Below are 12,817 nucleotides of genomic sequence, written 5' to 3' on the forward strand. Positions count from 1 at the left end.
GTGCCCCATCCGCTCGACGAGTTCGGCCATGTCGCGGGTCTCGGCGTCGAAGGCGGTGGCGCGGGCGATCAGGGCATCGGCCTCGGGCCGCGAGCGCGCGTAGCGGCCCTCGACGAGGCGGGCGAGGCGCTCGGCCTCGGGCGCGGCCAGGGTGCCGTCGGCCCGCGCCACATGCACGAGCAGCGCGATGGCCGCCAGGGCCTCGTCTTCTGCCGGATCGGCGACCTCAGGCGCGGCGAGCCCGAAGGCGTCGGCGGCGTAGGACTTCAGGCGTTCGATCAGCGTCATCGGAGCCTCGTGCGGAGACGGGAGTCGGCGGGGCGTCGTTCGATCGTGTCGGCGATGCGAGCCGTCGCTCGCCGGTCGAAACGCGAATGNGAAGGCGTCGGCGGCGTAGGACTTCAGGCGTTCGATCAGCGTCATCGGAGCCTCGTGCGGAGACGGGAGTCGGCGGGGCGTCGTTCGATCGTGTCGGCGATGCGAGCCGTCGCTCGCCGGTCGAAACGCGAATGSCCTCCCTCGAAAAGGAGAGGGTTCGGCTTGCGCCTCCCGCGATCRCCCGGCCGGACGACGACGACAACCGGCGCTGCGAAACCMRGCCCTCAACGCGAAAAGACCCGGCTTCCACAGCCGGGCCAAGTCGTCGATTCTCGAAACTCTCCATCGCCGAAGGCGATGTCCAGCCATGGGTCCCCGGCGCGGCACCCGCCGCGCCGGAGGATGTCGGGTCCTAGAAGTCGCGCTGGACGCGCATGCGGACCTGGTAGGTGTCGTCGGCGGTGACGGTGCGGACGGCNCCAGCCATGGGTCCCCGGCGCGGCACCCGCCGCGCCGGAGGATGTCGGGTCCTAGAAGTCGCGCTGGACGCGCATGCGGACCTGGTAGGTGTCGTCGGCGGTGACGGTGCGGACGGCCGCGCCAGCATTGATCGCGGCGGCGGTGAGCGGAGCGTTGCGGGTCTGGTCGATGACCCGGCCGCTCTGCACGCCGACCTTGGTGTAGAGGCCCTCGACACCAATATCGAGGTCCTTGACGGGCGACCAGATCAGGCTCGCGCCGGCGACGATCTGGTAGTTGTCGCGAAGGGTCGGGGCGAGCGCGAAGGAGCGTGTGCCGACGATACCCGTGAAGTTGTTGTTCGTTGCAGTTCCGGCACCGGAGTAAGCCAGAGCGTTGTTCTGGCGAGCGCCGCGAGCGAACTCGATCTCCGAGTAGCTGGCGAACACCGCAGAGCGCCACTCAGGCGACCAGTAGTGCAGGAACGAGCCGACGATGCTGAAGCTCTTCGACGTCTCGATCTTACCCGTGAACGGGTTGAGGGTCGCATCCGACATGTAGGGGTCGAAGGCGGCACCGTTGATGGTGCTGATGCGCGAGGTGTAGCTGCCGTTGTAGGACGGGACGCCGGTGTAGAGGCTGGCACCCTCGCCGTAGGCACCCTGCAGGTAGAAGGTGTCGCCCGGCGCGATGAAGGGCAGGTTGATCTTCACGCCACCCTGAACGGCCCAGCCGTATTCGGCGCCGGGGCGTGCAGTCGGACCGACACCGGGAAGAGCGAAGCCGGGGGTCAGAGCGCCGATGTTGGCAGCGGCACCGGCTGAACCGGCAATGAAGTTCTGGGTATTCAGCTCTTTGACGGCAGCCGAGAGCTGAGCGGAGCCCCAAGCGGCGTCGTAGCGAAGGACACCGACAAAATCGGGCAGACGGCTGGACTGCCGAACGTCGACGGTCTGGAAGGCGGGCAACACACCGACGGTGCCGAAGAGCACACGCTGGGCTGCGACGTTGTTCGCGCCGGAGGCCGGGTTCGCGAATTCCTGCGAGTAGATGGTGTTGCGGCGGAAGGCCGGGTCTTCGAGCGAGAGGGTCGCGCTGAAGCCGCTCGCACCGAGCTTGGTGGTGTAGGCGAGCAGGTTGGTGGACTGCAGGTCCGAACCGGCGGTGGAGGCCTGGATCTCGAAGTCGTGGGCGTAGAAGTCGAAGAACGAGGAGGCGCGACCGGCGGTGAACCCGGCGAACTGGATGAACGCCTTGTCGGTGTTCACGAACTGCTGGACGTGGCCGGCCTGGTCCTGGCCGGTGGCGCCGAAGGCGTTGCCGATGCGTTCCTGGGTGCCCGAGCGGATGCCCTGGGTGCCGCCGGTGCGGGAGGCGAACTCGAGGCGGGCGAAGGCGCGCAGGGTGCCGTAGCCGGTCTGGGTGCGGGCATCGAGGTTGATGCGGGCGAGGCCACGGTAACCGACGAGGTCGCCGTTGGTGCCGCTACGCTGCTTCGACTCGCCGTAGCCGACCTCGAACCGGGCGCGGCCCGAGAGGCGCAGGCAGGTGTCGGTGCCGGGGATGTAGAAGAACCCGGCGCCGTAAGCCGAGCAGACACGCACGTACTCGATCGGGGCGGCCTTCTTGACCGGCAGNCGCAGGCAGGTGTCGGTGCCGGGGATGTAGAAGAACCCGGCGCCGTAAGCCGAGCAGACACGCACGTACTCGATCGGGGCGGCCTTCTTGACCGGCAGATCGGCAGACTGCGCTCCAGCTACCGCGAAAACCCCCGCGACAGACCCAAGGAGCGAGCTCTTTAAGAGCCTCATTGTTATCTCCAGAGTTTCGAGACCAAAGACTATGCAGATCTCAATTCCGACCCCCAAGGTCGCAACCGGCCCGCCCGTACTTGCTANTTAAGAGCCTCATTGTTATCTCCAGAGTTTCGAGACCAAAGACTATGCAGATCTCAATTCCGACCCCCAAGGTCGCAACCGGCCCGCCCGTACTTGCTATTAGGAACCCATCGCGTCCGTTGCCGGAACCGCGGGCCTTGCCGGGGTTTTCCCCCGTGCTGGTATACCTTGGACGACACTCCCCACCCCAAGCAACACGGAAATGTGTGCAGGGTCCTGGTTCTCGAAGGGTGTTGCCGCGCCGCAACTTCGTTTTGGTGGCTAACCTCCCGAGCGCTGGATTTTTTTTGAAAAGCATTTGATTGGCGGTAGGTGGGTATGATTCAAAATTGCCTTTGCCCTCGCCTTGGCCTGTCTCCAAAACTTCCCACCTCTCACGCTGTATCTGGCTTTCTTGAAAGGCATGACGGTGGTTATATCAGATCGTTTATTCACGTTTGCAAATGTGCTTTGTGATTTTGTGCTTTTTATTTCCTGTCGGCACCAATATGGGCTGCTTTAGTTTTTAATATTGTTCCGGCATTAATTCCAAAGCTTGTCTAAAAACTGCGTTACGAAAGATATGAATATGCTTAGCAAATATCAGATTCATGAATACCTTAATACCTTTGGGGTTAATCTTCGACGGTACCGCAACAATTTGAATATGAGCTATGACAATGTTGAAGCTAAGACTGGTATCTCGAAATCAATTCTATCAAGAATTGAGAATGCACAAACTGCACCGTCTTTCGAGACATTTTTAAGACTATATGTCTTTCTTGGCGTGACATCTGACTTCTTTAAATCTAATTCGAGTGTTATTAGCGATAATAGTAATGATAATCCGGTAATTGCGCCGATTGGATTAAAGTTCGAACGAAAAAACTTCGTCGGTGGGTCGGCAGTTAATGCAGAAATTGAAATATTCGAGCCTGGAGTGACGATAAATTTACAAGCACGAAGAAGCAGTGAGGAGAGTTTAATATTGCTATCCGGCAGTTTAACTATATCATATGCAAGCAACGATAGCACCGAAATTGTTTCTGGAGAAATTTACACACTACCGCCGAACAGGCAAAGATATAAGATATATTCAGATACTGGCGCTAAAGCTCTACGTGTTTCTGTTCCTTTTTCGAAAGATCAGTCTTCTACGTATCGCTACAGGATGGTCGTAAGAAAAAACAGAAAATCAAAGAATTAGTATTTGTGGTCAAGTTTATTTTATTAGTATTTTGATAGGCGGCCTGCCGCAGCAAGCCGACCACCACATCCTGGCGACGAGCGGCGTCGTTGAACGCCATCAGCTCGACGCCGCAGGCATCGAACACAAGAGACAAAAGGCTCCCGTTCTCCCGGTCCTCAATCACCAGCTCCAGGGTGCCCTCCAGGAACCACGCCACCGCCTCCGGGCTCTCCGAGGCCACTCGATGGCCAGCGGCATCCTTGGCGATCCCCTCGCGGGTCCAGGTGCCGGGCTTGGCGTAGAGGGCAAGCATGGCGGTGATGACGTCAAGCTCGACGAGTAGAGGCGATAGGTGGGCTGCGCGCCGTGTGGCGACGGTGAGCGGGCAGCGGCCGAGGCTTGGGCGGCTCGCTGCGCGTGCGCTGAAAGGTGGTGTGTCATAAGGGAGAGGTGGGAGCGGCAGTGCCTTACGGCCAGGGTTAGCCCACGCTCGTCACCAATGAAGGAGGAAACGCCGTGTTCAGCCACGTAGTCCTTGGCAGTAACGATCTAGCTCGATCGAAGAAGTTCTACGATGCCCTTTTCGTGGCAACGGGTGGTCAGCCCGGTATCACGGATGCGTTAGGGCGCCTGGTCTACGCGCACCGAGGGAGCCGCTTGGTCATTACTAAGCCGATCGACGGGATGGCTGCGACCGCGGCGAACGGTGGCACCATCGGGTTCGCGATGGACAGTCCGGATGAGGTCAATGCCTGGCACGAAGCGGGGGTCACGAACGGCGGCGCCTCAGCAGAAGATCCGCCGGGAGAACGCAGGAACCCGATGGGTCGGATCTACCTCGCCTATCTGCGCGACCCGGACGGCAACAAACTCTGCGCTCGGTTCAAGTTCGCGGACTGAAGCAGCGTCCGCCCCATCAGGCCGCCTCGATCCGGGGAAGGGTCCGGCTCACCACCATCGGTGACCAGGTGGCTCCCCGGGGCGGGGCGATGCCGACCCGGTTCAGGCCAGCCGCCAGGGAGCGGAGGCTGGTGTTCCCGGACGCGCGCAGGTCGCTGATGATCGGGGCAAGGTCGACGGCGCAGCTCGCGGTTGACGATCCTGCATCAGGAAGCCCGCACGGTCGGCACCTCCGCCACCCTAGTGGTGTAGCGCGGCGATCGCATCTCGAACTTGGTGGACCAGGAGCGCGCCTTCATCCATCCAGCCGAAGCCGGCACGACAGCGCCACGCCCCCAACGTCTGTTGCAGGCGTCCATCGCCTCCATCATCGGGCCGCTGCGCTCTCGATCCAAAGCCCCTATCAAGGCGCGCTGTGAGGCCGCCAGGGGCACGAGGTCCGTGGTGATGATCCCGGCCTTGGAATAGCGGTAGCCGGGCCTCCACACCCGTCGCACGCCCGTCGTGGCGGCCTTGATCAGAGCGAGTGTGTCGTTAGTGGCTTCGGGCAGCGTCACCACCGCGGACACCGATCGCTGTGGGTTTCCGCGATCGTGCTCAGAGGTGTGGAAGAAGACGGTGAGGTGATCCGTTCCCAGGGCCTCCCGTCTCAGCTTTTCACCGAGACGGCTAGCGTGGGCCGCCACCGCCTGTTCCATCGTTGCCTGGTCTTCGACGCGATCGGAGAACGAGCGCGTCACAGCGCAGCCCTTCCGTGTCGCTGCCACCGTCTCCAGGTCGAGACAGGCAACACCACGAAGCTCGTAGACCAAGCGTTCGCCGACGACAGTCATGCCCTTCCGTGCGGCTCGAGGATCGAGGTCGCGCACGTCGGCGACGCTATCGCAGCCCAACGCCTCCAGCTTGCGCACCGTGGACGGCCCGACGCCCCAAATCTCGCCCGGCGCGATCCGGCAGAGCCAATGGTCATAGGCCACGGGGTCGGTGAGGTCGCAGACCCCATCGAGTTCAGGCACCTTCTTGGCGATGTGGTTGGCCAGCTTGGCCAGCGTCTTGGTGCTGCCGAGCCCGACACAAGTCGGAATGCCCGTCCATTTCTGAACCGTTGACTGCATGTCTCGCGCGAGGACGACGCGGTCCTGTGACCGAACGTCGGTCAGATCGAGGAAGCTCTCGTCGATCGAGTAGATCTCGATCCGCGGCGAGAACCGCTGGTAGACCTCGTTCACCCGGGCCGACATGTCGCCATAGAGGGCGTAGTTCGACGAGTAGACCCGGATGCCTTGCGCATGACACGTCTGGCGAATCTTGAAGAAGGGGTCGCCCATCTTGATACCGAGCGCTTTGGCCTCAGCCGTTCGGGCGATGGCGCACCCATCGTTGTTGCTCAACACGATGACCGGCACGCGGGCGAGCCGGCTGTCGAAGACCCGCTCGCAGGAGCAATAGAAGCTGTTGCCGTCCGACAGCGCGTAGACCCGGCTCACCCCCGAGCTGCACGACGACGGGGGCTGATCGAGCTGGACACCACGCCCCACACCTCCACCAAGGCATCGGGCGACAGTCGGAACTCGGGATAGCGCGGATTGGCGAACGACAGGGCGACCCGCGGCCCTTGGCGGGACCACACCTTGAAGGACCGGTCCCCATCGATGTCGACAACCACCACGTCGCCATTCGCGGGCGTCAGCGAACGGTCGACCACGGCGAAATCGCCGTCGAACAGCCGGGCCAGGATCATGCTGTCACCGGCCACACGCACCAAGAAGGTGGCCGGCCGGTTCACGATCAGCAGGCGCTGAAGGTCGATCTCCTCCTCAACGAAATCATCGGCCGGGCTCGGGAAGCCCGCTCGCACAGCCTTGGCGAGCAGCGGCAGGGGTATCGGCACACCTACGGTGGGAATGGCGATGTGGAGCATGATCTCGATTTCGATGGACAACGAGAACGGATAGAGAACATCGGCCAGGCTTCGGGTCAAGCGGCTTTCGAAAGGTCCCCTTCAGGTGCCAACGATGCGGAAGGTCGGTCTGTCAGCGGGATGGATGCCCCGCGAGGGCGCGGTGCGAGTTTGGTTCCGCCCACCCGCCTTGGCCTCGTACAGCGCCCTATCAGCGCGCTGGTAGAGGTCCCCGGCATCTGTGATACCTGTGGCTGACCCGATGCTCACCGTGACCTTGCCCGCACCGATCCCGGACGATCCGACCGTCAACGCTGCGACCTGAGCATGCACCTCCTCGGCAACCTTGACCGCTCCAGCCGCATCGGTGTCGGGTAGCAGGAGAACGAACTCTTCTCCGCCAATCCGGCATACGAGGTCCGAAGGTCGATGCACGCTTGCCATAAGGCAACGAGCCAAGCCTTTCAGCACCTCGTCTCCGACCGAGTGGCCGTAGCGGTCATTGAAGCGCTTGAAGTAATCGGCGTCGACCACGAGAAGGGAAAGAGGCTCACCGGATTGGGTGGCCTCTGAGCAAGCGAGCTTATAAGCAGCCTCGAACCGTCGCCGGTTCGCGAGGCCGGTCAATGCGTCCGTTTGCGAAAGACGTGCGAGTTCCAACTGCGCCTGAGTACGCTGCCGCAGCTCCCGCCCAAACATCATCGACAACAGGATGGTCATTCCACACAGGATCAGCAGGACTGCGCCGATCACGAGGGCTTTGGTACGCCACTCGGCCTCGATCTCATCGACGGCAAGTGCCACGTTCAGGATTAGGGGAAGTTCGCCGACACGGGTGAATGTGTAGAACCGCCTTACACCGTCCCGGACTGAGGTCTCGACGAAGGCACCTCTACCCAATCGCGCAAAGCCCTCGAAGGTCTTGGAGCCGGCAATATTTACGCCGACATCCTCCTCAAGATACGGATGCCGGGTGACCCGTGTACCGTCGCGCAGATAGAGATTGATAGCGCCTTCGCGCCCGAGACCTATTTGGTCGAAGAGGCGCCCGAAGTAGGACAGCTTAAGGCTACCCAGCACCAAGCCACCAAAAGAACCATCGGGCTTGTCTATGCGCCGACTAAAATTGATCATGCGCTCGCCCGTCAGGCGCGAAATGACAGGTCGTCCCACATATAAACCAAGGTTAGGATTAACCTTGTGAGCTTGAAAGTAGTCTCTGTCCACATAATTACCAGTTCGTGGTGGGAAAACCGAAGCCTCTTCGACTATATCTCCGTTTTCATCAAGAACAAACATAACGCCAAGGTCGCGTGCTGTTGCGGCGCGGCTGAAAAGGACAAGCTGACGCATTGCTGGATCAATTTTTGTAAGGCCGGGAGCGCGTAAATTATCTTGTATCGCGCGAAGTGTCAGATCAATTATTTCGACGTTCCGAGCGATGTCGTGCTCGATAACTTGTAAAAGATTGCGTGAAGTCAGCTCGGCTTTATGCCAGGCATCGCGCTGCAAATCGAACAGCATCAGGCCGGAGACGAACAGCATTCCAGCCGGCGCTAGAATGCTTAGGACGATCCAATTATGGCCAGACCAGAATGCACGTGGGAGCCGTCTCAGCAGGTTCACAGCGGGTGGTCCACAGGCGCACTGGGTTCCGGCTATCTGATACGACAATCCCTAACAGGCCACTCCTCGAATAGAGACACTCCGCCTCAACAGGTCCGTGTCAGAGCATGCCGCAGCAAGCCGACCACCACATCCTGGCGACGAGCGGCGTCGTTGAACGCCATCAGCTCGAGGCCGCAAGCATCGAACAACCCGATCATGGACGGAAGCAAGGTCGGTTACCTCAACTTCTACCTCACGGCGAGCCAAGACCGACGCAGTCAAAGGTGGTCAGAAATCCATCATGCAAAGCCGCGGGCTGCGCCCCAAGTGCTCACAATGGATCGTCTTGTTCCCAAAACCAAGTCCGCCCGGCGTCTGTTAGGGCATCCTTTAGGCGTTGCCCGCTTGAGCGAACGTCGGGAGGAAATCGGCGAACGACGATCCGAGCCGCATCGGCTGCGCCGGGAGAGCACGGCCGAGGCCGTCAATCGTTCCCGTCGAGGCCGCCTCTACGTTCGCCATCGACGGAAGCGGTACGTTCGGGTCAACGATCTACGCATCGTCTCTGTATGTCTTAAGTTTTCAGCGAGCCGCGAATTTCTCCGGCCAAGGGACGCGGCTGCGGCGATGGCGTTCCGAGTGCACCCCGGGGGTCGGTCGGGGCCGGTGGGGGCGGGCGTCGACCCGCCGGTGCGGCCGCGGCGAGGCTTGGCGGTGTCCAACAAAGCTTGAGAAGGCACTTCGTCCGGCCCTCGCCACTTGGGAGCCCTGGATCCCGCCGCGGCCGTCATGAGGCTTCGTGGGACACGTCGAAGCCGGCTCGAACGCCGTGCATCTCCGGGCTGGCTAGGCCGCCCGGTCGAGGATGCGAGACACCTGAACCGCCGGCATGCGCTGCGGGCATGAGCAAGCGTGTCCGTTAGCGTATACCCCCGCGTACACCGTCACGACCCTCTATAACCCTGTCCGTTAGGATTGACTTTGATCAACGGACAGTCCCATATGCGGACATCATCTCAACGGACAGTCCGCGCCATGAAAACCGTCCTCTACGCCCGCGTCTCCACCGCCGATCAGACCAGCGCCCATCAGCGGACACAGGCCGAGGCCGCCGGCTTCAAGATCGATGACGTCGTGGCCGATCACGGCGTTTCGGGCGTCAGCACACGCCTGGTCGAACGGCCCGAAGGCCGGCGCCTGTTCGACATGCTGCGGGCCGGCGACACACTGGTGGTGCGATGGGTGGACCGGCTCGGCCGCAACTACGCCGACGTGACGGAAACCATCCGCGAGTTCATGCGCCGCGGTGTCATCGTTCGCACCGTCATCAACGGCATGACGTTCGACGGCGCCACGAAGGACCCCATGCAACAGGCCGTGCGTGACGCGCTGATCGGCTTCATGGCCGCGATGAGCCAAGCGCAGGCCGAAGCCACCAAAGAGGCGCAGCGGGCCGGCATCGACCACGCCAAGGCCGACGAGACGGAACGGACCTACAAGGGCCGCAAGCCCTCATACACGCGCCCTCAGTTCGTGATGGTGCGCGACATGCTCGCGATGGAGACCGGCACGTCGGAGATCGCCCGTGCCGCCGGCCTGTCCCGACAGACCGTGTTGCGGATCAAGGCCGACCCGGCCGCCGGCGAGAGCGCCTTGCTCGCCTGGGGCCTCTGAAACGCGAAAGGGGCGCCGGTAGGGGCGCCCCTTGGGTAGTCCGATCCTGCGGGCGCCTAGCCCGGGAACGGCATGCGCTTGCACCCGTGGCGCTGCGCCAGAAGCATCAACTCCAGGATCAGCGCGCGGGGAACCAGGGCCTCTATGAGACGCCACGGGCCCCCGCCGTGGTCCTCGCAAATGTCGCATACGGGCCGCGTGCGACCGAAGGCTTTGCCAAGCGCCTCGGCCTCGGACACGAACCGTGCGCCTTCCTCGGCGTCGAGCAGGACCTCGATGGACGCGACCTGCGCCGGCTTCACTCCATCATCGGCAAGGTACCCCATAAGCCAATAGCGGGGAAGGAACCCCTCTGATGAAAGGGAGTGGTGGAGCAGGTCAGCCGTCATCGGCTGCGCCGCCGGGGGCACGAGGGTGAGCATCGACATGATCGCAGAGCTGCCTTGGCCTTGTTCAGCGGCCGGCTGTCGCCCGGAAGGCCCGAACGCAAGAATGCTGATTTACGCGTTACTGCATGTCAACAGCAGCGAGCGATTTAATTTATGAAAATTCAGTATTGTCTGTTTTGTAGGTCAGTATTGACGGACAAAATATACAAAACTGACTGCCTATCCAAAGACATCCGGCTCATTAAGCGCAGCCTCGCGTCGCCGCAGCCGGTCAAGCAAAGCGTTCGTTTCCTCGTAGGTCATCTCGTCCAGAGGCTTGTCGAAATCAGGACCGGGCTTGCCGTCATAGCCGGCGACCCGGAGCAGCGAGTTGATGGCGGATGCCTTGGCCGTGGCCGATGCTTTCGGGTCTCTGCAGATGGCGAGGGCCGTCTCGTAGGCGACCACGGCCCCTTCGAACTCCATCCGCTCGCGCAGCTCGTGCCGGGCTTCCTCGACCGTCTTGCCGTAGCTCATGCGAATACGTCTCCGTTGTCGGCCGGCCCCGCCGGCTGTTGGATATCGGCCAGGCGACGCTCAAGCTCGGCCAACACCGCCCCGATGGCGGCAACCTCGTCGCTACGCGTGATCGGCTTGTCGGGTCTCGCCAGTATCCAGCGAATGGCTGCGTTCTGTGCCGCCTCGCTCCGGGCCGCGGCGCGGCCGCCCGCCGAACCGGGCTGGTGGGTCCGCTGCCATGCGGCGTAGCGAGCAGCTTCCTTGGGTGTCATCGCCGCTCGGCGGTCCATGAGCTGCTTCGTGCGCCGCCGCAGATCCGCGAGCTTGCGCTCGAATTTGGCGGCGCCGGTCGGCGTGTCGGCCCGGGCGAACGTCGGACGATGCCAGTTCGTCCCCGACGGGGTAGCGCCACCATGAAGGCGACACTTGCCGTTGGCGAGTGGCAGGTTCCTGCAGGGCTCGCCGTCCGACTTCTTCCTCGCGCCGCACTTCACGGCCGCGCGGCGACTCGCGTTGATGCGCAGGCAGGTCTGGCGGCCGATGTCTCGGAACCGGGCCGAGGACCACCACGCACGCTGCCGTGGCGTCGGCCTCCTCTTGGGCGGACCGCGGCGTTTCATGAAATGCGTCCGTGAGCTATCGGGCAACATTCGGCCTCCGCTTGCGCGGAGCGAGGCCCTAAACCCGTGCGGGAGAGGCCCGGAGCCCATGGCGGAGGGCCGCCAGGCCTCTCCCTGTAAGGGTGAAGGTTGCGGTACCAAGATTGCGGGAGGTTGCAGGCCGACATACGGCTTTCGAGAAAGCCCATGTTTGTCAGTGTCTTATTGAACATATGAAGCCTCACGAAATGGGTAGTTTGCGGGAAGGTTGCGGGTACTTTGCAGGGAGGCCCCGCAATCTAGCTTGCGGTCAACAATTCCAATGACTTAGCGTGTATGTCTGCGGGAGTTTGCGGGGGTCTGCGCACCCCTCAAGCAAACAAATCCGACCCACTCTTGGCCGCCGCCGCAGACAACTTTGCAGGATCGACAGCCAAGCCGAAGATGGCCCGACTGCTACGATCCCGGCCGATCTCCACGAGGTGCACGATCCCGGCTTGCACCACGCGGGCTAGGGCGTCCCGAACCTCGATGGGGGTGCTTGCCTTCAGAAGTTCAGGACACCGCTGTCTCAGGACCTTCTCGGCCGCGTACGGTGTGGTTTTTCCGAGGGTCATGCGCACGCCAGCGCACGCCACGACCGCCCGAACTACAGCGTCGTCGTCAGCGGCCTCCAGCGTGGGCATCTCGGATGCCCCGGCCTCTGAAGGCCCCGCCAGCGTCGCCGCGAGGAGATGGAAGGCCCCCGCGCGCCATTCGATCTTCAGCTTCGATCCCTTCGGGCCGTAGTTGGCCTTCATGTTCTCAAGCTGGCGCGTGTCGCCGGCCAGGGCCGACAGATAGAGACGGCCTCGCGCAGCGTTGCTCCACGCAGTCGACCCGGACGTGCCACCGCCCGACGCTTTCCCTTGCTGCGACGGGTGCGCAAGCGCTAGCACTGACCCGTTGATCCCGCGAGCCAAGCCGCCAAGGCACCCCTTCACGAAGGCGTTCACCTGCGCCCGGTCGATTTCGTTGGCGCCGGACGTGTCGGCCAGTGTGTCGATGATGATGAGGTCCGCTCGGAACGCCTGCGCCCGCTTCAGAATGCGGTGGTAGAACGGCTGAAGCGTCATCTGCGCGCCGTGGCGGTCGAAGGTCGCCAGGAGATTGCCGGGTTCGCCCACGCGTGACGTGAGCAGCATGTTCGACAATTCGAGGTGGCTGACGCCGAGCGCCTTGTTGATGGCGTTTTGTCGGCGCTGCAGCTCGTCCCGGTCGTCTTCGCAGAACACACACAACACCCGGCACGGACGTGTAGGTGTGTTTCGGCGTGCAACTTTGACCCCGTGAGGTGGGGGATCGGCGTCCAATTCTGACCCCCTAACCTCGTTCTCGCAGACTGCTCTCCGGTACGGCCGGAAGGG

General features: G+C 62.4%; 12 protein-coding genes. 2 read left to right on the plus strand and 10 right to left on the minus strand.

Going from position 1 to position 12,817, the window contains the following annotated elements; genetic code table 11:
* From ASG59_RS11300 to ASG59_RS20520, 3 genes are all read right to left on the minus strand, one after another.
* A partial coding sequence (locus tag ASG59_RS11300) for a TerB family tellurite resistance protein (protein WP_200945956.1) occupies nt 1–288 on the minus strand: 288 nt, incomplete at its 3' end.
* 560 nt (nt 289–848) lie between these two features.
* Nucleotides 849–2,414 (minus strand): porin (locus ASG59_RS11305; RefSeq protein ID WP_210168509.1); only part of this gene is annotated, 1,566 nt, incomplete at its 5' end.
* Between the two features lie 1,394 nt (nt 2,415–3,808).
* Entirely contained in the window at nt 3,809–4,156 is a 348-nt protein-coding gene (locus tag ASG59_RS20520; protein ID WP_056408929.1) for a hypothetical protein, read from the minus strand.
* 203 nt (nt 4,157–4,359) lie between these two features.
* On the opposite strand from ASG59_RS20520, the gene ASG59_RS11315 reads away from it, so the two are divergent.
* A complete protein-coding gene (locus tag ASG59_RS11315) occupies nt 4,360–4,743 on the plus strand; it encodes a VOC family protein (RefSeq protein ID WP_056408931.1) in 384 nt (127 codons plus the stop codon).
* A gap of 206 nt (nt 4,744–4,949) precedes the next feature.
* Here ASG59_RS11315 and ASG59_RS11320 read toward each other — a convergent pair whose 3' ends face one another.
* The 3 genes from ASG59_RS11320 to ASG59_RS11330 all read right to left on the minus strand — a co-directional run bounded on the left by ASG59_RS11320 (nt 4,950) and on the right by ASG59_RS11330 (nt 8,188).
* Nucleotides 4,950–6,230, minus strand: coding sequence for a Y-family DNA polymerase (locus tag ASG59_RS11320; RefSeq protein ID WP_056408933.1), 1,281 nt, complete (start codon nt 6,228–6,230; stop codon nt 4,950–4,952).
* Nucleotides 6,227–6,664, minus strand: a complete 438-nt coding sequence (umuD, locus tag ASG59_RS11325; protein WP_056408947.1) for a translesion error-prone DNA polymerase V autoproteolytic subunit — start codon at nt 6,662–6,664, stop codon at nt 6,227–6,229. The genes ASG59_RS11320 and umuD overlap by 4 nt, the downstream gene beginning before the upstream one ends.
* A gap of 81 nt (nt 6,665–6,745) precedes the next feature.
* Complete coding sequence (locus ASG59_RS11330; protein WP_200945957.1) at nt 6,746–8,188, minus strand: sensor domain-containing diguanylate cyclase; 1,443 nt, start codon at nt 8,186–8,188, stop codon at nt 6,746–6,748.
* Nucleotides 8,189–9,286: 1,098 nt separating this feature from the next.
* Between ASG59_RS11330 and ASG59_RS11335 the strand changes: the two genes are divergently transcribed.
* Complete coding sequence (locus tag ASG59_RS11335) at nt 9,287–9,925, plus strand: recombinase family protein (RefSeq protein WP_056408937.1); 639 nt, start codon at nt 9,287–9,289, stop codon at nt 9,923–9,925.
* A gap of 56 nt (nt 9,926–9,981) precedes the next feature.
* On the opposite strand, the gene ASG59_RS11340 is transcribed toward ASG59_RS11335, so the two are convergent.
* From ASG59_RS11340 to ASG59_RS11355, 4 genes are all read right to left on the minus strand, one after another.
* Complete coding sequence (locus tag ASG59_RS11340; protein WP_056408939.1) at nt 9,982–10,353, minus strand: hypothetical protein; 372 nt, start codon at nt 10,351–10,353, stop codon at nt 9,982–9,984.
* Nucleotides 10,354–10,533: 180 nt separating this feature from the next.
* Nucleotides 10,534–10,830, minus strand: a complete 297-nt coding sequence (locus ASG59_RS11345; protein ID WP_056408941.1) for a hypothetical protein — start codon at nt 10,828–10,830, stop codon at nt 10,534–10,536.
* Nucleotides 10,827–11,432, minus strand: a complete 606-nt coding sequence (locus ASG59_RS20525) for an HGGxSTG domain-containing protein (protein ID WP_156399216.1) — start codon at nt 11,430–11,432, stop codon at nt 10,827–10,829. Before ASG59_RS20525 ends, ASG59_RS11345 begins: the two co-directional genes overlap by 4 nt.
* 350 nt (nt 11,433–11,782) lie before the next feature.
* Nucleotides 11,783–12,763, minus strand: coding sequence for an AAA family ATPase (locus tag ASG59_RS11355; RefSeq protein ID WP_082528737.1), 981 nt, complete (start codon nt 12,761–12,763; stop codon nt 11,783–11,785).
* Between the last annotated feature and the right edge of the window lie 54 nt (nt 12,764–12,817).

This window comes from Methylobacterium sp. Leaf466 (assembly GCF_001425565.1).
In the GTDB taxonomy this organism is placed as follows: domain Bacteria; phylum Pseudomonadota; class Alphaproteobacteria; order Rhizobiales; family Beijerinckiaceae; genus Methylobacterium.